Genomic DNA, 22,070 nt, shown 5'->3' on the forward strand with positions numbered 1-22,070 from the left:
TTGGAACCACGTGAGGCGCCAGAAGAAGCTGGGCGGGCTGACCCCGGTGGAGTTCCGGGAGCGGGCCCTCCGGGAGGCGGCTTAGGGGTTATCATTTAGCGCGTCCAAGTTTTGGGGCGCAGTTCAGGACGCCGTTTTGGGGTATACTCGTAACGAGCAGAAGGTTTTAAGCCCTCCTGTGGATAAAGCTTGGTGGGTGATGCCCACACCGAACAGCCGTCTCCACGAAAGGCGGCTGTTCCCATTTGCGCAGGCATCACCCTATGCTCGACCTAGCCGAGCAGCATCTCGTAGGCCAACAGAATCAGCGCTACAAGCACAGCTGCCGATAGCAGCAGCTGGGTGAGCTTGCTCATGGGATCCCTCCATATACCCCGTTGGACTCGGAGGGCACCGCCCGCTCGTATGGCGATATTCTACCATTCTGAGCTGGCAAAAGAAACATACGTTCGTATATTGAAGAAAAAGTAAACTAGTCTAAAGAGGCTCATTCTCGAATGCTATAAAGTATACCTTCTTGAAGCTCGCCGCTCCTTCAAACAAGCGTTGCTCGACCTGCTCATACCGCTTGATATGCGAGCATATTCAACGAGTGGCATGGTGCATGCTTGACCGGCTACCTGAAAAAGCAGGTAGTTGACAAGGGAAGCGATTCACCTTTCGAGCAGACGAGTCGCTTAAGTACGAGATGCGGGTTCTCGAGTGTTCGGATAGTAAGCTCAGGTGCCATTCACCATTCAAAATGTCGGATGATGCAAGTTTGTTTTGCCTTTTCGTCTCGGGAAAACGCGTCAGAGCCTTCCGGTCTCCGTATGTTTGGGGTCTTGCCCCCTCGCCGCCCGCTTTATGGGCGAGTTTTGGGCGTTCAATGGGTCCTAGGAGATTCCGATTTCAACTTTTGGTCACTCGAACGCATGCTATCAAAGTAGACGTGCCGATTGCGGTTTATCGTACGCATGTTTGCGCAGCTCAGCGGCTTGCGTTTTTTGCGGCATTCTTTGTGTACTTGACGGGTTCGTGATGAAGTGCCCAAAAGTTGAAACTACGTATTTGGGCGGGGTCGTAATTCCGGGCTCAGTCAATTTTGGTGGCGCACGAAGTTCGTTTTGTGGCGCGCCGGGTCCGCTTTTATGGTGAGCGGAGTCCGTTTTGGCCGCGTACGGCTTCGTCGTGCTTTGCTTCCGGGGGGGGCGACGATCAAATTTAACTGCGAGCGAACAACGAACAAAAAAGACGCCCCGAAGGGCGCCTTGCATGCAAATAAGTTCCCAAGAAGGGGAGCGCCGCGTCTGCGACGCCAGTGCACTTAGGAGCGTGCCACCTTGCCGGACTTGAGGCAGTTGGTGCACACGTTCATCTTCTTGCGCTGGCCATCGACCACGCAGTACACGCGCTGGATGTTGGGACGGAACTTACGGTTGGTCACGCGGTGGGAGTGGCTGATGGAGCGACCAGCAACGGGGTGCTTACCGCAGACTTCGCAAACTTTGGACATATCGAAACCCTCCTTGGGCGGTCTGGAACTACCCACTTAATCAAACAGATAGGAACTATAGCACAGAACACCGGAAATGCGAGTAATCTTCACGAACAAATTCCAGCATTTTGCCCGCGTACATGCTACGCGTACCGCTAAGCGCCGTCAACAGGCGGGGCGAACCTCCATGAGCGCTATCCTTGCCTCCCGGGCGAGATCCAGCAGGACGTGGTTCGCGAGCTCTTTGGGGGGAACCTCCATGAGCGTTATGTTCGCCTTCTTATATAGATATCTACAGGCGATTCCTTTCGCGACCGTTCGCTTGCCACCCGGCGCATCGTGCTCAGGCACAACGCTGCCCGAACCACGCATTCCGTTCGGTACCTCATGAATGATAATTGTATGAAGGGTGCCCAAAGCTTTCCCGCGACAACCCATTTTCGAAATCGATGGGGTACAACTTGCTCCACGTGCGCGGAGGGGTAGGGCGTGCGACAGGTGTGCTGCCTGGTTCGCATGCGGCAACTCTACACACATATATACGAGAAGAGGAGGGTGCCTACGGGCGCCCTTCGAGCGTCTGGGCTCATAGGCCGTCGCGAGGCATGCGGCGGGAAGATGGCCCGGCGCACGGCAACGGAAGGGATGGGCCGTTGAAGATCTTCAAGTTCCTCAAAGGGCACGGGATCAACTTCCTCATCGCGTTGGTGCTGCTATTCATGCAGGCCAATTGCGAGCTGACCCTGCCTGGGCTCATGAGCAACATCGTAGACGTGGGCATCAGCCAGGGCGGCATCGAGAGCGCCGTTCCGGATCAGATCACCGAGAGCGACCTCGCAGATGTCGAGCTATTCCTCGACAAGGACGTTGCAAGCCAGGTCGATGCGTTCTACAGCGGGCCCGATGCGGGCGGCGTGCGCACCTTCGTTGGCTCAGACGATGACCGTGCCGCGATTGAGAGCGAAATGGCCGAGGCCGAGATGCTCGTCTACCAGATAAACCAAGGTATTGCGGTGGAGGACTTTGCTTCCGCCGAGGCGGCCGAGGGCATGCCGGCGTTCGATGCCCTCAAAGCGCAGTTTGGTGACACCATCGACCTCGACGAGCTCGTCGGCATGGTTGAAGGGTACTTGTCTGCCGAGGCCGGGCACGCCGTCAAAGTGGAGGCGGGCAGCTTCGCGCAGATGCGCGCACAGCTCGTCGATTCCCTCGGCGATCAGGGCGATACCATCATCGAGGGCCGCGCCATCGAATACGTGAAGGATGCCTACCGCGATGCCGGCCTGGACCTGAACGACGTCCAGACGTCCTATCTCTTCTCCGAAGGCCTTACCATGCTCGCCTACGCGCTGCTCTCGGCGCTCTGCGCCATCCTTGCGGCGTTCAACGCGTCGAAGACCTCGGCCGCGATCGCGCGCGACCTTCGCCACCAGCTCTACGAGCGCGTGCTGTCGTTCTCACCTGCGGAGATGGAGAAGTTCTCCGCCGCGTCGCTCATTACGCGCGCAACAAACGACATCCAGCAGATCCAAATGGTCCTCGTGATGTGCCTGCGCATCGTGCTCTTCGCGCCCTGCATGGGCATCGGCGCCGTGGTGCGCGTGCTCACCACGCCAACCGGGCTCGAGTGGATTCTTGTGGTCGCAATCCTGGTCATCGCCATCACCATCGGCATCCTCATGGGCATCACCATACCCAAGTTCCGCCGCATGCAGAGCCTGGTGGACCGCAACAACCTGGTCGCCCGCGAGATCGTGACGGGCATCATGCCCGTCCGCGCCTTCGGCCGCCAGACCTACGAGCAGGAACGCTATGACAAGGCGAACCGCGAGCTCACCAACACCTATATCTTCACCAACCGGTGCATGGCGGCGCTCATGCCCATGATGCTCATCGTGATGAATGCCACGACTGTCGGCATCGTGTGGTTCGGCGGGCAGGGTGTCGACGCGGGCAACCTCATGGTGGGCGACCTCATGGCCTATATCAACTACGTCATGCAGGTGATCATGAGCTTCATGATTCTCACGATGATCTCGGTCATGCTGCCGCGTGCCGACGTGGCGGCGGAGCGCGTCCAAGAGGTCCTTGCCTGCCATTCCAGCATCGAGGACCCCGCCCCCGCCGATCGCGTGTCTCGTGAGCACGGCGAGGGGTGGCGCGGCGTCATCTCCTATAACGACGTGACGTTCACCTATCCTGATGCCGACGAACCCACCTTGGAGCACATCAGCTTCACGGCCGAGCCGGGCAAGACCTGCGCCATCATCGGCTCCACCGGCTGCGGCAAGTCTACCCTCGTGCAGCTTATCCCGCGCCTCTACGATGTCACTGAGGGTTCCATCACGCTTGATGGCGTGGACATCAGAAAGATCGGCCTCGAGGAGCTGCGCCGCACCATAGGATATGTGCCGCAGAAGCGCATGCTCTTCAGCGGCACCATAGCGAGCAACATCAAGTACGGCGACCCCTCCATGCCCGATGCCGACATGGTCGAGGCAGCTCAGATCGCTCAGGCGACGGAGTTCATCGAGGGTAAGCCCGATACGTACGAAAGCCCCATCAGCCAGGGCGGCTCCAACGTGTCCGGTGGCCAGAACCAGCGTCTTTCCATCGCCCGCGCCCTGGCCATCCGTCCGCGCGTGCTCGTGTTCGACGACAGCTTCAGCGCGCTCGACTACAAGACCGATTCGGTGCTGCGCCAGGAGCTTGCCGACCGCGCGGGAGACGCCGCCATCGTGATCGTGGCGCAGCGCATCGCGACCATCATGCACGCCGACGAGATCCTCGTGCTCGACGATGGCCGCATCGTGGGCCGCGGTACGCATGAAGAGCTTCTGCGCTCCTGCCCCGAGTACCTCGAGATTGCGAAGAGCCAGCTCTCTGCGAAGGAGCTTGGCCTTGACGATGCGGCAAACGGGGCCTCTGCCTTGGACGCCAACGCTTTGGAAGGAGGTGAGCGCTGATGCCGGGCCCCATGGGACGTGGTCCCGCGTCTGAGCGCGCGAAGGACTTCAAGGGAACCATCAAGAAGCTCGTCGCCTATATCGCGCACGAGCGCATCGCGCTCATCATCGCTATCGTCTGTGCCATCGCTTCGGTGGTGTTCAACGTGCTCGGCCCCCGCATTCTGGGCCAGGCTACGACTGGGCTCTTCCAGGGCCTCGCTGCGAAGGTCACGGGCACGGGTGGTATCGACTTCACCAAGATCGGCTACATTCTGGCTGGGCTCCTGTGCCTTTACGTGACGAGCGCGGCTATGAACTTCGTCCAGGGCTGGATTATGACCGGCCTGACCCAGCGCGTGTGCTATCGCATGCGTAGGGAGATCGTCGAGAAGATCGACCGCATGCCGCTCAGCTACTTCGAGACGAACTCGGTCGGCGACGTTATGAGCCGTGTGACCAACGACGTGGACACCCTCGGGCAATCGCTCAACCAGAGTGTGACCCAGCTCATCACCTCGGTGACGCAGATCATCGGCGTCGCCGTCATGATGGTTTCGGTCTCGGTGACGCTCGCGGGCCTCACCTTCCTCACGGTGCCCGTCTCGCTCGTGCTCGTGGTGGTCGTCGTGCGCTCGTCGCAGCGGTATTTCCGCCGCCAGCAGGCCATCTTGGGCCGCGTGGACGGCATCATCGAGGAAAGCTTCTCGGGTCAGAATGTCATCAAGGTCTTCAACCGCGAGCAGCGCGCCGTGGCCGATTTCGATGTGGAGAACGCTAACCTCTATGATTCAGGCTGGCGGGCGCAGTTTTTCAGCGGCCTCATGCAGCCGATCATGAACTTCGTGGCGAACCTCGCCTACGTGGCGGTGGTCATCGTAGGCGCATTCCTGGCCATTGCCGGCACCATCAACCTGGGCGATATCCAGGCGTTCATGCAGTATGTGCGCAACTTCACGCAGCCCATCACGCAGCTTAGCCAGGTGTCGAACATGCTTCAGATGCTCTCGGCTGCAGCCGAGCGCGTATTCGAGTTCTTGGCCGAGCCCGAGGAATCTGCCGACGCGTCCACGCCCGAGCTGCCCCGCTGCCGCGGAGAGGTCGCCTTCGACCACGTGCGCTTCGGATATGTTCCCAACAAGACCATCATCCACGATTTCAGCTGCCATGTGGAGCCGGGCCAGACCGTTGCCATCGTAGGGCCCACGGGCGCGGGCAAGACCACGCTCATGAAGCTCCTCATGCGCTTCTACGACGTGAACGCCGGGTCCATCACCGTGGATGGCGTGGACCTGCGCGACTACGCACGCGACGACCTGCGCGAGAACTTCGCCATGGTCCTGCAGGATACGTGGCTCTTCAAGGGGAGCATCAAGGAGAACATCCGCTATGGCAGGGCGTCTGCCACAGACGATGAGGTGCACGCTGCCGCCCGCGCCGCGCTCGCGGACCATTTCATTCGCACGCTTCCCGGTGGCTACGACTTCGAGCTCAACGAGGACGCCTCCAATGTGAGCCAGGGCCAGAAGCAGCTTCTCACCATCGCCCGCGCGTTCATTGCCGACCGCCCCATCCTCATCCTGGACGAGGCCACTTCCAACGTGGACACGCGCACCGAGGAGCGCATCCAGCGCGCCATGGACGCCCTCATGCAGGGCCGCACGAGCTTCGTGATCGCGCACCGCTTGAGCACCATCCGCAATGCCGACGTGATCTTGGTGCTGCGTGACGGCGACATCGTGGAATCTGGCACGCACGACGAGCTCCTTGCTAAGAACGGCTTCTACGCCGAGCTCTATAACTCCCAGTTCGAGGATGGCGAGCCCGAGGAATAGCGGGCGCAGATCATGAGGCAGCCAGGGCAGGGGACGCAGCATTTCCTCTGTCCTGGTTTTGCAAAAATACCTCTGTCCTGATTTTGCATGGCGTGCATTTTCAGCATGGGTTCCAAACTCGTAGTAAGATACAGGGGATTACTCGTGAAACCGATGCGCTGTGCATCAGATAAGGAGATTCCCGTGCCTGATACAGTGTCCGGAAGCCTGAGCGTTTCTAACGATGTCATTGCCGATATCGCCGGCTACGCTGCCATGTCTTGCTATGGCGTGGTGGGCATGGCCGAGCAGCTGCAGGGTGCCGAGAGCGTGCGCCTGCTTGCCGGCCAGCGCCTGCGCAAGGGCGTGCTTGTCTCCAACACCGAGGAGGGGCTCGCCGTCGATTTGCACGTGGTGCTCGAGAGCGGTGTGAACATGAAGTCCGTGTGCGAGAACCTTTCCAGCGCGGTCGCGTTCACGCTGCAGGAGATCGCAGAGATCGACCCCGCCAAGTTGAAGGTCGTCATCCATATCGACGCGCTCAAGAACCTCGGCTAGACGCCGGGCGCAACGTACCCTGGCTAGAACCAACGGAGATATCCCACATGATTGCGAAGACCATTCGAACCTGCTTTCCCATTGCGGCCGCCGCGGTCTCTGACAAGGCAGAGGACATCAACAAGCTCAACGTGTTCCCCGTGCCCGATGGCGATACCGGAACCAATATGTCGCTCACGCTCGCCTCGGTGGTGAAGGAGCTCAGCAGCCTTCCCGCCGATGCCGATATGGAGGCCATCGCCGGCGCCATCACCCACGGCTCGCTCATGGGCGCGCGTGGAAACTCTGGCGTCATCACCTCGCAGATCCTGCGCGGCGTTGCCGAGGGGCTCGTCGACGCGACGGACCCTGCGACGTCTGCCGATGTGGCCGCTGCGCTCCGCAACGCCGTGAAGGTCGCCTTCAAGGCGGTACGCAAGCCGGTCGAGGGCACGATCCTGACCGTGCTGCGCGATATCTCCACCAAGGCCGATTCTTGCGCCAAGGCTCGCGAGTCGGTCGAGGATACACTCGACGCCATCGTGGTCGAGGCGTATCAGTCCGTCGCGCGCACGCCCGATCTGCTCCCGGTGCTCAAGGAGAACGGCGTGGTGGACTCCGGCGCGTTCGGCTTCGCCATCTTCCTCGAGAACTTCGTTGCGGCCGCCCTCGGGCGCACCGCTGTCAAGACCGAGGACTTCGCCGCCACCTTCGATGCCTCCGCCGATAGCGCCCGCGAGGGTGCGCTCGATCGCGTGAAGATCGAAGCGAACGACGACTGGGAGGGCTCGGAGTACCGCTACTGCAACGAGTTCCTCTTCAAGGCGGATGCTCCCTTCGACGAGGAGGAGTGCCTCCAGTTCCTCGCCTCCATGGGCGATTGCGAGCTTCTCGTGGGCGCCTATCCCGACTATAAGATTCACGTTCATTCCAATACCCCGAACCTCGTGCTCGAGCACATGCTGCAGCTCGGCCAGATCTACGAGGTTTTCATCCACAACATGGATATGGAGTCGCGCGAGCGCACCGCTAAGATTCACGAGGACCAGGATGCGGCGCCTGCAGAGCCTGCCAAGCCGCTCGGCTTCGTGGCGGTGGCGGCAGGTTCCGGCGAGGCCGAGATCCTTGAGTCGCTTGGCGTCGACGTGGTGGTCTCGGGCGGGCAGACCATGAACCCGAGCACGGCCGACCTTCTCGATGCCGTCTCGAAGGTCAACGCCGAGGCCGTGATCATCCTGCCCGACAACGGCAACATTCGCATGGCGGCCGAGGCCGCTGCGACCGCCTGCACCGACAAGCAGGTTGCGGTCGTTCCCACGAAGACCGTGCCGCAGGCATTCTCGGCGCTCTTCGCCGTGCTCCCGGATTCTTCGCTCGAGGATGCGGTCGAGGCTATGACCGAGGCGCTCGAGGATGTGCGCGATGGCGAGGTTACCTCGGCCGTGCGCGATAGCCAGGCGTCCGATGGCTCGCCCATCCACGCTGGCGATGTCATGGGCATCATCGGCGGGTCGATCGATGTGGTCGGGTCCGACGTCAAGCAGGTTACGCTTGAGTGCATCAACCGCATGCAGGAAGATGAGGAGGGCGACTCGCTCACCATTCTCGCTGGCGCGGATCTCTCCGACGAGGATTTCGAGGATATCATCGCCGCCATCGAGGAGGTCCAGCCCGACCTCGAGATCGATTCGCACCGTGGAGAGCAGCCGCTCTATCCGGTGATTTTCTCGATCGAGTAGATCGTGGCCGCGCCTCAGCGTAGCTATGCCTTGTCGCCGGCGCACGCGCGCCTGCTTCGGGCTAGCGCGCTCGATGAGGATGTGTCGCGCCTAAAATATGTATCTGGTGCTCGCGAGGAGGCGCTCAGGCGTTTGGGGATCGAACGCGTGGGCGACCTCCTTCTCCATATACCGCGTCGCTACCTCGATTTCTCACATGCCTATACCATTGAAGATGCTCCGCTGGGCGAGGTGTCGACCATCGTCGCAACCGTCGATCGCGTGGTGGAGAAGCACCCGCGCCCGCGGCTCAGCGTGGTCGAGGTTTCGCTTATCGATGAAACGGGCGTGATCCAGGCGGCGTTCTTCAAGCAGCCATGGCTTGCGCGCGACATCAAGCCCGGCGATCGCCTCGCACTCATGGGCAAGGTCGAATTCGCCTACGGGTTCAAGCAGATGAGCTCGCCTCATTTCGAGAAGCTCGACGAGCGCGCGCAGTCGGGGTCCATCATGCCGGTGCATCCGGTGGGGGAGGGCATTTCCGTTGCCTGGATGCGGAGGATCGTTTCGGGCGCCTTGGAGCGCACCGACGGCTTTGTCGATGCTCTGCCCGCTCGCATCCGAGCGCGCCGCCACCTTATGAGCATTTCCCGCGCGCTCCGCTCCATTCATTTTCCTACCTCATTCGATGAGCGTGACGAGGCCCGGCAGCGTCTGGCCTATGATGAGCTCCTCTTCTTGCAGCTCGCGCTTCGCCTTCGCAACGATGCCAACCTGCTTGATGTTCACCCCGTCGCGCATGTGCCCGGCGCGCATGTTGCTGCTTTGCGCGACGCGCTGCCGTTCTCCTTCACCGACGAGCAGGAACGCGCCGTAGGCGAGATACTTAACGACATGGCCGAAGGCGGCCGCGTTATGAACCGGCTTCTTCTGGGCGATGTGGGTACGGGCAAGACGGCCGTTGCGTGCATGGCGCTCGCCGCGGTCGCCGACTCTCATACCCAGGCATGCGTGATGGCCCCTACGAGCGTGCTCGCTCAGCAGTACGCGGTGAAGTGCGGCCCGCTGCTCGATCAGGCGGAGATCTCGTGGGCGTTGCTCACGGGTGCGACGGCGGCCGATGAGCGGGCGTCTATCGAGGAGCGCCTCGCTTCGGGCGAGCTCGCGGTGCTCTTCGGTACCCACGCCGTGCTTTCTGAGGATGTCGTCTTCAAGCGCCTCACTCTTGTGGTCATCGACGAGCAGCACCGGTTTGGCGTGAACCAAAGGAATGCGTTGCGCGCCAAAGGTCCCGGCGCCGACCTACTCGTTATGACCGCTACGCCCATTCCGCGCACCCTTGCGCTCTCGGTTTACGGTGACCTTGAGACGAGCGTTATTCGCACGCGGCCCGTTGCGGGAGCAGGGGTCCAGACGCGGGTGCTCACCGAATCGAACCGCGACATCGCCTATGGCGCCGTGCGCGAAGCGCTCGAGGCCGGGCAGCGCGCCTACATCATCTGCCCGCTCGTGGCAGAGAGCGACTCTGCCGACGAGCTCGACGACGTGCCGGGGTCGGCCCCCTCGCTCGACGCGGATGATGGCAAGGCGGCGCCGAAGGTTCGGCTGCACAGCGTCGAGCGCGAGCTCGAGCGCGTGCGGAGAGCGTTTCCCGCGGCGCGCGTCGAGGCGCTCCACGGGCGCATGCCGAACCACGAGAAGGATGCGGTCATCGACGCGTTCCGTCGGGGCGATGTGCAGATACTCGTCTCTACCACGGTGGTCGAAGTGGGCGTCGATGTGCCCGAGGCGACCGTGATGGTCATCGAGGATGGCGAGCGCTTCGGCTTGGCAACACTCCACCAGCTGCGTGGTCGTGTGGGCCGCGGGCGCGATGCGGGGCGTTGCTTCATCATGACGCATGCGAAGAAGTCCGGCGCGCGAAGCACCGCCCAGGAGCGCCTTGAAGCTTTAGAGCGCACTTCCGACGGCTTCGCGCTCGCCGAACTCGATCTGCGCCTTCGCCATGAGGGCGAGATCTTGGGTCTTAGGCAGCACGGCGGGGTGACGCTTCGGTTTGTTGACCTCGAGGCGGATGTCGAGATTATCCAAGCTGCCCACGATGACGCGCAAGAGATCTTGCGTTATGCTCATGACCTTGCGTCGACCGCCACGATGCCCTTGAGGATCGAGGTCGTCAGGCGCTATGGAGATGTATTCAAGGAGGTGAGCGGTGGATGAGGATCGTTGCCGGTATGTGGCGAGGCCGTCGCATCGAGGAACCGCGGGGGCGCGAGGTAACGCGCCCGACGACCGATCGCGTGCGCGAGGCGTGCGCTTCGGTGCTCGATTCTGCCCTCGATGAGGGCATCGGCGGCGCGCGCGTGCTCGACGCGTTCGCTGGGTCCGGGGCGCTGGGCATCGAGATGCTCTCACGCGGGGCGTTGCATGCCACGTTCTTCGATATCGATCGGCAGGCCGCCTCGCTTGTTCGCCGAAACCTCGAGGGGCTCAAAGCGGAGCGCTCTACCTACCGTGTGGTGACGGGCGATGTGCTCGCCGCAGCATCGCGCGGGCGCGTGCCGGGCGGGCCCTTCGACGCGGTGCTCATAGACCCTCCCTATGCGCTCGGGCCCGAGCCCGCGGAGGCGCTACTTGAAGCGCTTGCGGCGCACGACCTGCTCGCCTCGGGCGCCATCGCCCTGTTCGAGCACCGATCAGATCTTCCTGGGGCACACCCGCAGGGCTTCGAGATCGTGCGAGAGAAGCGCTATGGCACCACCACGGTCGATGTCCTCCAGCTTGTTGATGAGACAAATTAACCCGGCACAACTGTCTCAGAGACAAAATGACCCGGCACAACTGTCTCACCCGTGCCTGTCCTGTACCTCCGTTCTCAAGGAGCTTCCATGCCCGATCCCATCACCCATGTGCTCGTCCCCGGCACGTTCGATCCCATCACCTATGGTCATGTTGACGTCGTGCGCCGCGCGCGCCGCATCTGCCCGCAGGTTACGGTGGCGGTTGCCGAGTCGCTCGGTAAGAACGGAGTGGGCACTACCTTCTCGCTCGACGAGCGCGTGAGCCTTGCGCGCGAGGCGCTCCTGTGCGAAGGGCTTGACGACGTTCAGGTTCTGCCCTTTACCGGCCTTCTCGTGGATCTTGCTCGCGAAGTAGGCGCCGGCGCCGTGGTCAAGGGCCTGCGCGCCATGACCGATTTCGAGTATGAGCTTCAGCAGGCAGACCTCAACTACCGTCTCGACGCGGACCTTGAGTCGATCTTTGTGATGAGCAGCCCGCAGTACGGCTATCTCTCGTCGTCGGTCGTGCGGCAGATCGCCTCGTTTGGTGGAGATGTGTCGGAATTCGTCACACCGAATGTTGACGCCGCGCTCAAAGAGCGCTTTAAAGAGCGATAATCGCGCTCTGTGGTACTATGTGAAAATGAATCGCAGTTTATTCGCAGCCTATGAAAGGAGACCGAATGCCGGGCGATAACTTTCCGGGGGAGAGAATCGAGAGCCTGGTCGATGAGCTTGAGGGCATCATCGAAGAGGCCAAGCCGCCGTTCGGCAAGAACGCGCAGTTCAAGGTGATTGAGACTGAGGTCTTCTTCAACATTCTTGACGAGATTCGCATGAGCTATCCCGAGGAGTGGCAGAAGTCGCGTCGCATCCTCAAGGAGCGCGACGAGCTTCTGGCATCTGCCGCCGCTCAAGCCGATTCCATCATCGCTGACGCTCAGCAGCAGGCGCTTACCATCGCTGGAGAGCAGGAGATCGTTCGCCTTGCGCAGCAGCAGGCCGATGACATCCGCGACCGTGCTCAGCAGTATGAGCGCGAGACGCGCTACGCTGCCGAAGATTATGCGGAGCAGGTCTTCACGCATCTCGAGGAGAACCTCAAGAGCCTGACCTCCACCGTTGCTCGTTGCCGCCAGCAGCTCAACGAGGGCGCGAACACCAGCAACCAGAACGGCGCTTGGTAATCATGGCGCTTTTCGATCCGGTGCTCATCGAGCTCGCAGACCACATCGAGAATCCCGGCGACAGCTATCCCGTTGCGGGCACCGTTGGCGCTCCCTCGTATTCGGTGGGCGAGAAGGAGTTCGCCCTCGATGACGGCATCTCCTATGATGTCGTGCTCACGCATACGGGTGACGGCGTCCTCGTGACAGGGCTCGTGCGCGCTGGTGCCACGGGTGCGTGCGACCTTTGCCTTGAACCCGCGCACATCGATATCGCAGGCGAGATCCAGGAGTATTACCTCTTCGAAGAGCCCGACGATCCGGATGCCTATGAGGATGGCTTCGAGGTTGTGAGCCCTGAGCGCGTCATCGATCTTTCCGGCCCCATCGCCGATGCCGTCATCATGGACACGCCGTTCGTGGTGCTCTGTCGGCCCGATTGCAAGGGGCTGTGCCCCACGTGCGGAGCCAATCTCAACGAAGGGCCGTGCGGCTGCGCTGAGCGCGAGGCAGAAGAGCGTGCGATGAGCGACGATAACCCGTTTGCCGTGCTCAAAAACCTCAAGCTTGACGACTAATCCAAATAATCACTATACATCTGAGCAGCGAGTATGCTATTATCACTGCTTGCGCGTAAGCAGTGCCTTAAGGTGAAGTAATAAGGAAGGTCAACATGCCAGTACCTAAGCAAAAGCAGGGACGCATCCGTACGCATAACCGTCGTTCCGCAAATATGAAGATCGATGCCCCCTCTCGTTCCACCTGCCCCCGTTGCGGCGCCGTGAAGCTTCCGCATCATGTGTGCCCCAACTGCGGTTACTACAAGGATCGCGAGGTCATCGTTACCGAGTAACGATGGTGCATCGCAAGTATGTTGCTGCATGATATGGCCGGCCTTAGCGTCGGCCATTTCGCTATTGAGAGGATATGTCATGTCTAAGGTGTGCGTTGCGGTCGATGTCATGGGCGGGGACGAGGAGCCGCAGGTCGTGCTTGATGGTATCGATGCCGCGCTTGCGGCCGATGCTGAGCTAACCGTCTTTGCCGTGGGCCCCGAGGAGCTCGTGGTCCCCTTTGCCCAGAAGCGCGATCGCGTGGAGCCGCTTGTGGCGCCCGATACCATCGAGATGGGCGACGACCCCATCAAGGCGGTCATGAGCAAGCGCAAGTCGTCGATTGTTGTCGCGTGCCGCGCGGTCAAGAAGGGTACGGTTCAGGGTTTCTTCTCCGCTGGTGCCACCGGAGCGGTAACTGCCGCCGCGACCGCCTATGTCACGCCGTTCAAATATGAGGACGAGGGCGAGCAGCGCCCCATTCGTCCCTGCATCACCACCGCGCTGCCTAACCGCACGGGCGGCCTCACCGTTTTCTGCGACCTCGGTGCCAACCCCGATGTGGAGCCGGGCGACATGCTTCGCTTCGCGCAGATGGGCGCTGCGTATGCCCGTGTGGTCTGCGATATCAAGAACCCGCGAATCGGTCTGCTCTCCAACGGAACCGAGGACTCCAAGGGCTCGCATTTCACCAAGGAGTGCTTCAAGCTGATGAAGGAGCGGCTCACTGGATTCGCCGGGAACTGCGAGGGCTCGGACCTCGTCTCGGGCTCCTATGATGTCGTGGTCGCCGACGGCTTTGCCGGTAACGTGGCGCTCAAGGCGACCGAGGGCGCAGCGAAGCTCATCCTTCAGGAGCTCAAGAGCACCCTGCTTTCCTCTACCAAGGGCAAGATCGCGGGGCTTTTGGTGAAAAGCGAGCTCAGCGCAATCAAGGAGAGGCTATCGGGCGACGCCAAGGGCGGGGCGATCCTTCTCGGCCTCAAGGGCGTGGTGCTTATCGGGCATGGCGCAACTTCCGTTGAGGCGGTGAAGAACGGCACCCTTGCCACTGCAGATGCCGTTCGAGCTGGCCTGATTCAGCATGTGATCGATTCGGTGGATTCTATCGTCAAGTAGCGCGAAAGCGTCACCAGGGGCGGTGATTGCGCGCGGGATCTCGGGCGGCAGCCCACGGCTATCTGGGGTAGAATCAGAACGCATAGTGAGGCCGGCGTGCCCGGCATGGTGAGAGGAGATGCGAGCATGGATCGCACAGAGATCTTCAACAAGGTTGCCGATATCGCGAGCGATGTCCTCGGTATCGATATCGATCAGATCACCGAAGAGACCATCTTCGACGACCTCGATGCGGATTCGCTCGACCGTCTGCAGCTCGTGACGGCCTTCGAGGACGAGTTCGATATCGAGATGGACGAGGAGCGCCTGCTCGCCATCGCCTCCGTCGCGGATGCCATCGATGCCATCGAGGCAACGCAGCAGGGGGCATAGGCCTTGCTCATCTCAGAAAAACTCGCGCTCGCAGAGCAGATCTGCGGGCACAAGTTCCACGACCGTGACCTGCTGCAGAGCGCGATTACGCACCCCTCCGCCGTCGAGGGGCAGCCGGTTGCGGCCTCATACGAGCGCTTGGAGTTCTTGGGCGATTCCATCCTGGGTTCCATCGTTGCGCTCGCGCTCTACCAAGCCTACCCGCAGTTCGACGAGGGCAGGCTCACGCGCCTCAAGGTCTCGCTTGTTTCGGGCCAGATGCTCTCTGAGGTTGGGCAGGAGCTCGGGATCGACCAGTGCATCATCTTCGGCGCTTCCGAGACGGGAACGGGCGCGCGCGGCCTGCACTCCGCGCTCGAGAACGTGTACGAGTCGCTCGTGGGCGCCCTCTTTCTCGATGGCGGGCGCGCCGCGGCCGAGGACTTCATCACCCGCACCCTCGAGCCGCATCTCGCCGCCGATCGCGCCGAGCGTCCGAGCAATCCCAAGTCCTACCTCCAGGAATGCGTGCAGAGCGACCATCATGAGCCTCCTGCCTACAAGCTCGTCGGTACCGGTGGGACGGCTCATGAGCCCATCTTCACCGCAGTGGTGCTCGTGGACGGCGCTCGCCAGGGAAAGGGGACCGGTCCTTCGAAGAAGAAGGCCGAGGCAGCCGCAGCGCTCGATGCGCTCGAGCGCATGGGCTACACCTCTGACGGCGGTATCGTCTCGCCGCGGAACGGATAGGGGAGCGCCATGTACCTGAAGTCGCTCACCTTGAAGGGCTTTAAGTCGTTTGCCGACCGCGCGCACATGGTCTTCGAGCCCGGCCTCACGGTCATTGTCGGTCCCAACGGATCGGGTAAATCGAATATCTCCGATGCCATCCTCTGGGTTTTGGGCGAGCAGAGCGCGAAGCAGCTGCGCGGCCAGGCCATGGAGGATGTCATCTTCTCGGGTTCCTCGGCGCGCAAGCCCGTGGGCGTGGCCGAGGTCTCGCTCGTGCTCGACAATTCCGACCACGTGCTCCCCGTCGATTTCAACGAGGTTGCCATCACGCGGCGCATGTACCGTTCGGGTGAGAGCGAGTACCTCATCAACCAGAGCCCGTGCCGCCTCATGGATATCCAAGACATCCTGCACGATTCCGGCCTGGGCAAGGACACCCATTCCATCATCAGCCAGGGCAAGCTCGACTCCATCCTTCAGAGCCGCCCGGAGGAGCGCCGCGCGCTCATCGAGGAGGCCGCAGGCATCTCCAAGCACAAGCGCCGCAAGGAGCGCGCCGCGCGCAAGATCAAGAGCATGGATGAGCATCTCACTCGTGCCCGCGACATCAGCCGCGAGATCACGCGCCAGCTGCGCCCGCTTGAGCGCCAGGTGGACCGCGCCCGCAAACATCGCGACCTTACCGAGCGAGCAAACGAGCTCACGCGGATACTTGCCGTGGACGAGCTGCGCCGCCTGCAGAAAACCTGGGGAGAGTGCGAGCATCGCGCCAAGGAGGCCGCGGCCGCGCTCGAGCTCGCGCAGTATCGTTTGGGCGAGAAGGAACGCGAGCTGGAGAAGCTCCAGGTCATGCTCGAGGAAAAAGGGCTCTTCGTGGGCGACCTCGGGGAGCAGCGCCGCCGCATGCAGGATGTGATCGGCAGGCTCAACTCGGACATGCGCCTGCTTGAGGAAAAGGGCCACAACATGGTGACGCGTCTCTCCGAGATGCGGGGCACGCTTTCCGGGTCGGAGCACCAGCGCCGGCGCTTGGCGAGCGAGCTCGCCGAGGCGCGCGAGAAGCTCGAAGAAGTGGGCGCCGCGCTCGCGGTGGCGGAAGACGACGTCGCGCGCCTTGAGCCGGCGGCGCAGGAATCGCGCACACGCCGCGAGGAGCTCGACCGCCGCATCGGTGCGCTCACGCGCGAACAGCGCGAATCTCAGCGCAAAGCCGATGACGCCACGCTCGAGCTTGCAAAGGTTCGGGAATCGCTCTCCAATGCCGAGCTCGAGGATTCGATGTTCGCCTCGCGCCTTGAACAGATCGACGATGAGGCCGATAACGTTCGCGCTGCGCTCGAGGCCCGCCGTGTCCGTGCCGAGGAAGTCGATGCTGAGCTTGCCGATGCGACGGCAGCATTGGAAGAGGCCAAGGACGCCATCGAAGCCTCTCAGGACACCTTGGCGGAGCTCCGTAAACGAGAATCCGATGCGCGCGACCGCCTGAATGAGGTTCGCTCCGAGCTCGCGAGCCTCAAGAAGCTCGATGAACGCTTTGCGGATGCGTCGCCTCTGGCCGCCCGTATCGCGCATGAACATGCTGGTGCGGTTTCTGCGCGCCTGGGCGATCTTATCGAGGCCCCAAGGGCGCTGGAGCCCCTGGTAGAGCAGCTGCTTTCCGGCGACCTGGAAGCGCTCATCATGGATTCTGCCGAGGGCTTGAGCGAGGTTGGCGCTTCGATGCAGGGAGGGGTTGCCTCTTCGGGGGAGGCCACCTTGATCGCGCGCGATATCAATGTACCCGAGCCCGCGGCTGGGGCTGCGGGAAAACGCTTGGTCGAGCAGCTCTCCGTGGTCGATGGCTACGCTGCTCCCGTTGCGGCTTTGCTGGGCCACGTGTATCTCGTCGATTCGCTTGAAGAGGCCCTCGCAGCGCCCGCGGTACCGGGTGTGCTCTATGTGACGCCCGATGGGGCTCGTGTGCGCGACGGCGGCATCGTTCGTCTTGGCAGCGCTGCGGACCACGAGGCCGGCGCTCTTGAGCGCAAGCGGCGCATTCGTGAGCTCGAGGACCTTGAGCCCGATCTTTCCACCGTCTTTGACGAGGCTGGGCAGAGCGTGAGCGAGGCGCAGGCGGCGCTCGACGTGGCGCGTGCTGAGGAGCGCGACGCTTCGAGTGAGATTGCGCGCCTTCAGGGTGAGCAGCGCTCGGCGCGCGAGGAAATCGGACGGCTCGAGCAGACGCTCGCCAACGCGGAGGCCGAGCATGCAAAACTGGCTGCTCGCCGCGAGCAAGCCGCCCGGCAGGCTCGTGAGGCTGCACCGCGCGCCCAGGAGCTTGAGCGCACGCGTGACGAAGAGCGTGCGCACGCGGGAGAGCTTGCCGACGAGATCGCCGAGGCGAATGACGAGCTCGATCGTCTTCGTCGTGCCGATAGCGATGCTGCCGGCGAACTTGCCGATGCGCGGGTCCGTAGGGCGCAGGCGCTCGAGCGCAAACGCTCGCTTACCAGCCGTGTCCCGGAGCTGGAGCGTCGCCTTGAGGGGCTTGACCGCCGCATTCGTGCGACGACGCAGTCCGCGCGGTCACTCGAAGTGCTCCGCCTGCGCGTCGATCCGCTACATGACCGCTACACCGCCCTTCTTGAGCGCGCTATGGAATGGGCTGCTCGTCTGCGTGACCAGGCTTCTCTCGAGGAGGCTGATTCCGCCTCGCTCAAGAAGACCATTGAAGACGCCAAGGAGCAGGTCGCTGCGGCCAAGCAGGAGGTGGATGCGGCGGTTGCCGCGCAGAACGAGATCAACGTCGAGCGCGGAAAGCTCGAGGTCCAGGTGGAGAGCGCGGTCTCCGCTATCACCGCCGACGGCACCACCGTGCTCGAGGAAGCGCTCACCCTTCCTGAGCCCGAGGACCGTGAGGCGGCGGAGCGCGAGCTCGCGGGCCTCGTCCGGCAGATCAATAACCTCGGCCCGGTGAACCAGGTAGCTATGGAGGAGTACGAGCGCCTGCGCACGCGTGCAGACTATATCGCGGAGCAGCTCGCCGACCTCGAGAGCGCCCGCCGGGCCCTTACGAAGATCACTGCGGCGATCGACCGCAAGATGCGCTCTGCCTTCCTTACCACCTTCAGCAAGGTGGATGAGAACTTCCAAGAGATATTCGGCATGCTCTTCCCGGGCGGGCAGGCCCACCTCGAGATGACCGATCCCGAGCACCCCGCCGAGACGGGTATAGAGGTCATCGCTCAGCCGCGCGGCAAGCGCATCACCAAGATGACGCTCATGAGCGGCGGCGAGAAGAGCCTCACGGCCCTTGCGCTGCTCTTCGCCGTGTACAAGACGCGCACGGTGCCGTTCTACGTGCTGGATGAGGTCGAGGCGGCGCTCGACGACTCCAATCTCTCGAAGCTCCTCGACGCCATCGATGTGCTGCGAAAATCTACCCAGCTTCTGGTCGTCTCGCATCAGAGGCGCACCATGGAAGATGCGGACGTGCTGTACGGCGTCTCTATGCAGGCCGATGGCGTGAGCCGTGTCGTGAGTCAAAAGCTTGATCGGGCAACCGGAAAGGTCGTGAACGCATAATGGGTCTGTTTGACGCCCTCTCGCGCGGGCTTGAGCGCAGCCGCGAGGCTTTAAATGAGCTCTTCTACTTCGGCGGCGAGGTCGATGAAGGCTTCTGGGTAGAGCTTGAGGACACCCTCGTCATGGGCGACATGGGTGCCGAGATTTCCATGCAGGTGACCGACGACCTGCGCGATCTTGCGGCGCGCAAGAACCTCAAGACCGCCCAGCAGCTGCGCGGTGCGCTTGCTGACCGCTTGGCCGAGGTGTTTGTGGAGCCCGAGCACGATTTCTTCTTCGATACGCCGTCGTGCGTGCTCTTCGTGGGCATCAACGGCGCGGGCAAGACAACCACGGTGGGCAAGATCGCCTCCGCCGCGCACGGGGCGGGCAAGCGCGTGGTCATCGGTTCGGCCGATACGTTCCGCGCTGCGGCTATCGAGCAGCTCGATGTGTGGGGAGAGCGCGCCGGCGTGCCCGTAGTCAAGCGTGACCGCGGCTCGGACCCCGCGAGCGTTTGCTACGACGTGCTCGACGAGGCCGACGCGCAGGGAGCTGACCTCGTGCTTATTGATACCGCTGGTCGCCTGCACACTTCGGCTGACCTCATGCGCGAGCTTGCGAAGGTTGTGAACGTGACCCGCAAGCGCGCCGAGAAGTGCAAGGCGGGGCCCATGCCGGTGCACGTGGTGCTCGTTCTTGATGCCGGGACCGGCCAGAACGGTCTCAACCAGGCGCTCGAGTTCAACGAGGCCCTGGGGCTCGATGGCGTCATCATGACCAAGCTCGATGGCACCGCCAAGGGCGGCATAGCGCTCGCCGTGGCCTCCAAGCTCAAGCTTCCCATTCTCCACGTGGGCGTAGGCGAGCGCATCGAGGACCTTCAGGACTTCGACGCACACGATTTCTGCCGCGCCCTGGTAGGCGAGTGAGTCATTTTGGGACGTGTCCGTTTTGACCACCGAGTCATTTTGGGACGGGTCCGTTTTGACTACCGCATGGGCGTAAAGCCGAGAGACTTGTTTTCCCACTCACACGCTCCAGCTACGAACCTGCTACCATGTCCGTAGTACCTTCCGTATCCACCCGCTGCGAGCACGTGATGCCGCGCAGTGCGGCCGGATGCATGGTCCGCCGCGAGTTCCACAGCCCTTTGTAGCTTTGCTACAGAGGGCGAGGACTGCCCGAGCGCCGGATCATGCATCCGGCCACCCCTGGAGCGGCACCACGATAGGAGCCCCTATGTTTAACAGCTTATCCGATCGCCTCAACGATACCTTTGATCGCCTGCGCGGCAAGGGCAAGCTCACCGAGGCCGACATCACGAGCGCGATGCGCGACATCCGCATGGCGCTCCTCGAGGCCGACGTCAACTTCAAGGTCGTCAAGGACTTCGTTGCCAAGACCAAGGAACGCTGCCTCACGGCCGAGGTCATGGATTCGCTCACCCCGGCGCAGAACGTTGTGAAGATCGTGCTCGATGAGCTTGTCGAGCTCCTTGGGTCTACCGAGAGCAAACTCGTGCTCTCGAGCCGTATCCCCAACGTCATCATGCTTGTGGGCCTGCAGGGCTCCGGTAAAACGACCGCTGCTGTGAAGCTCGCCTACTTGCTCAAGAAGCAGGGTAAGAGCCCGCTGCTCGCCGCGTGCGACGTCTACCGCCCCGCAGCCGCCGACCAGCTCGCCACGCTCGGCGGCGAGATCGGCGTGCCGGTGTTCCGCGGCGACGGCGCCCATCCCATCGAGATCGCCCAGGGCGCGGTGCGCGAGGCCGTCGACAAGATGCGCGACGTGGTGATCGTCGACACCGCAGGCCGCCTGCAGATCGACGAGCAGATGATGCAGGAGGCCGTCGACATCAAGAAGGCCGTGAAGCCCGACCAGGTGCTCATGGTCGTCGATGCCATGACCGGCCAGGACATCGTCAACGTTGTCTCCACCTTTGCGGAGCGCACCGATTTCGATGGCGTGATCATCTCCAAGCTCGACGGCGACGCTCGTGGCGGCGGCGCACTCTCCGTGCGCGCGGTAACCGGCAAGCCGATTAAGTTCGTCTCGATGGGCGAGAAGCCCGATTCTCTCGAGGTCTTCAGCCCCGACCGCATGGCCAAGCGAATCCTTGGCATGGGCGACGTCGTTGGCATCATCGAGAAGGCTCAAGAAGCCGCCAACGCTGAGCAGCTCGAGGCCGCTGAGCGCATGCTGCGCGATGGCTTCACCATGAACGACATGCTCGAGCAGATGCGCATGCTCAAGAAGATGGGCGGCATGAAGTCCATTCTCGGCATGCTTCCGGGCGGCCAGCGCATGCTCAACCAGATGGGCGGCAGCATCGATGACTCGGTCTTCGACAAGATCGAGGCCATGATCCAGTCGATGACGAAGCAGGAGCGCGTGAAGCCCTCGATCATCAACGGGCAGCGTCGCGCGCGCATCGCCCGCGGTTCCGGCACCACTCCCGCAGATGTGAACAACCTCATGAAGCAGTGGGGCGAGATGAACAAGATGATGGGCAAGATGCGCACGATGGCCCAGCAGGCTCAGGGCGGTAAGAAGGGGAAGAAGGGCAAGCGCGGCAAGAAGATGCGCATGCCTGGCATTCCTGGAATGGGCAACATGGGCGCGCTCGGCGGCATGGGCGGCAACCCGTTTGCGGGCATGGGCGGCAGCTCCGGCAATGCCGACATGGATATGCTTCGCGCTATGGAGCAGCAGATGAAGGGTAAGAAGTTCTAAGCGATTCAGGTCGTTCGCATCTTCATCTATTCAAATTCAGTGGAAGGCCCGGCAATCCGGGCCTTTTACGTTGCGGATTATGGCCGAAGGGGCTTTGCGCGGCTCCTTTTCTGGAGAAAGCGCTGATTGCGTCTCCCGGACGAAGCCCGGTTTCAACTTTTGGGCACTTGAACGGACATACGCCGAGTAGAGCCGCATCTGCATAAAAGATATCAGCATCCTGACCTGCGGTTTTATTTTAGTTGCCCGCCTGGCTACTTACGCGCAGTGGCTTGGAGTGCCCAAAAGTTGCAATCGCAGATGAAGTGAGTGTCTCAAG

General features: G+C 62.2%; 18 protein-coding genes. 17 read left to right on the plus strand and 1 reads right to left on the minus strand.

Going from position 1 to position 22,070, the window contains the following annotated elements; translation table 11 throughout:
- A partial coding sequence (locus tag GJE22_RS10305; protein WP_407923528.1) for an IS3 family transposase occupies positions 1 to 85 on the plus strand: 85 nt, incomplete at its 5' end.
- A 1,221-nt stretch (positions 86 to 1,306) separates the two neighbouring features.
- Here GJE22_RS10305 and rpmB read toward each other — a convergent pair.
- On the minus strand, positions 1,307 to 1,495 hold the full coding sequence (gene rpmB, locus GJE22_RS05945; protein ID WP_019128451.1) for a 50S ribosomal protein L28: 189 nt from the start codon (positions 1,493 to 1,495) through the stop codon (positions 1,307 to 1,309).
- A gap of 635 nt (positions 1,496 to 2,130) precedes the next feature.
- On the opposite strand from rpmB, the gene GJE22_RS05950 reads away from it, so the two are divergent.
- From GJE22_RS05950 to ffh, 16 genes are all read left to right on the plus strand, one after another.
- Complete coding sequence (locus GJE22_RS05950) at positions 2,131 to 4,443, plus strand: ABC transporter ATP-binding protein (RefSeq protein WP_144688373.1); 2,313 nt, start codon at positions 2,131 to 2,133, stop codon at positions 4,441 to 4,443.
- Positions 4,443 to 6,257 carry an ABC transporter ATP-binding protein gene (locus GJE22_RS05955; protein ID WP_144688374.1) on the plus strand — a complete coding sequence of 605 codons (1,815 nt, stop codon included), beginning with the start codon at positions 4,443 to 4,445 and terminating at the stop codon, positions 6,255 to 6,257. Before GJE22_RS05950 ends, GJE22_RS05955 begins: the two co-directional genes overlap by 1 nt.
- A gap of 153 nt (positions 6,258 to 6,410) precedes the next feature.
- Positions 6,411 to 6,794, plus strand: coding sequence for an Asp23/Gls24 family envelope stress response protein (locus tag GJE22_RS05960; RefSeq protein WP_186297433.1), 384 nt, complete (start codon positions 6,411 to 6,413; stop codon positions 6,792 to 6,794).
- A 47-nt stretch (positions 6,795 to 6,841) separates the two neighbouring features.
- Positions 6,842 to 8,512 (plus strand): DAK2 domain-containing protein, encoded by a 1,671-nt coding sequence (locus tag GJE22_RS05965; RefSeq protein ID WP_144688375.1) that lies wholly within the window; start codon positions 6,842 to 6,844, stop codon positions 8,510 to 8,512.
- A 3-nt stretch (positions 8,513 to 8,515) separates the two neighbouring features.
- Positions 8,516 to 10,711, plus strand: a complete 2,196-nt coding sequence (gene recG, locus GJE22_RS05970; RefSeq protein ID WP_144688376.1) for an ATP-dependent DNA helicase RecG — start codon at positions 8,516 to 8,518, stop codon at positions 10,709 to 10,711.
- Positions 10,708 to 11,292 (plus strand): 16S rRNA (guanine(966)-N(2))-methyltransferase RsmD, encoded by a 585-nt coding sequence (gene rsmD, locus GJE22_RS05975; RefSeq protein ID WP_144688377.1) that lies wholly within the window; start codon positions 10,708 to 10,710, stop codon positions 11,290 to 11,292. The genes recG and rsmD overlap by 4 nt, the downstream gene beginning before the upstream one ends.
- Before the next feature lie 87 nt (positions 11,293 to 11,379).
- A complete protein-coding gene (coaD, locus tag GJE22_RS05980; protein ID WP_144688378.1) occupies positions 11,380 to 11,889 on the plus strand; it encodes a pantetheine-phosphate adenylyltransferase in 510 nt (169 codons plus the stop codon).
- A gap of 65 nt (positions 11,890 to 11,954) precedes the next feature.
- Positions 11,955 to 12,458 carry an ATP synthase subunit B family protein gene (locus tag GJE22_RS05985; protein ID WP_019128442.1) on the plus strand — a complete coding sequence of 168 codons (504 nt, stop codon included), beginning with the start codon at positions 11,955 to 11,957 and terminating at the stop codon, positions 12,456 to 12,458.
- Positions 12,459 to 12,460: 2 nt separating this feature from the next.
- Complete coding sequence (locus tag GJE22_RS05990) at positions 12,461 to 13,015, plus strand: YceD family protein (protein WP_144688379.1); 555 nt, start codon at positions 12,461 to 12,463, stop codon at positions 13,013 to 13,015.
- Between the two features lie 95 nt (positions 13,016 to 13,110).
- Positions 13,111 to 13,290 (plus strand): 50S ribosomal protein L32, encoded by a 180-nt coding sequence (gene rpmF, locus GJE22_RS05995; protein WP_019128440.1) that lies wholly within the window; start codon positions 13,111 to 13,113, stop codon positions 13,288 to 13,290.
- Between the two features lie 79 nt (positions 13,291 to 13,369).
- Complete coding sequence (plsX, locus tag GJE22_RS06000) at positions 13,370 to 14,389, plus strand: phosphate acyltransferase PlsX (RefSeq protein WP_144688380.1); 1,020 nt, start codon at positions 13,370 to 13,372, stop codon at positions 14,387 to 14,389.
- 126 nt (positions 14,390 to 14,515) lie between these two features.
- Positions 14,516 to 14,761: an acyl carrier protein gene (locus tag GJE22_RS06005; RefSeq protein WP_144688381.1), complete on the plus strand. Its 246-nt coding sequence runs from the start codon at positions 14,516 to 14,518 to the stop codon at positions 14,759 to 14,761.
- 3 nt (positions 14,762 to 14,764) lie between these two features.
- Positions 14,765 to 15,490 (plus strand): ribonuclease III, encoded by a 726-nt coding sequence (gene rnc, locus GJE22_RS06010; RefSeq protein ID WP_144688382.1) that lies wholly within the window; start codon positions 14,765 to 14,767, stop codon positions 15,488 to 15,490.
- Positions 15,491 to 15,499: 9 nt separating this feature from the next.
- A complete protein-coding gene (gene smc / locus GJE22_RS06015; RefSeq protein WP_144688383.1) occupies positions 15,500 to 19,036 on the plus strand; it encodes a chromosome segregation protein SMC in 3,537 nt (1,178 codons plus the stop codon).
- Positions 19,036 to 19,947, plus strand: a complete 912-nt coding sequence (ftsY, locus tag GJE22_RS06020) for a signal recognition particle-docking protein FtsY (RefSeq protein ID WP_144688384.1) — start codon at positions 19,036 to 19,038, stop codon at positions 19,945 to 19,947. Before smc ends, ftsY begins: the two co-directional genes overlap by 1 nt.
- 310 nt (positions 19,948 to 20,257) lie before the next feature.
- A complete protein-coding gene (gene ffh / locus GJE22_RS06025) occupies positions 20,258 to 21,751 on the plus strand; it encodes a signal recognition particle protein (protein WP_144688385.1) in 1,494 nt (497 codons plus the stop codon).
- The last annotated feature ends 319 nt before the right edge of the window (positions 21,752 to 22,070 follow it).

The sequence above is a fragment of the Enorma shizhengliae genome (assembly GCF_009676995.1).
Classification (GTDB): Bacteria; Actinomycetota; Coriobacteriia; order Coriobacteriales; family Coriobacteriaceae; genus Enorma; species Enorma massiliensis.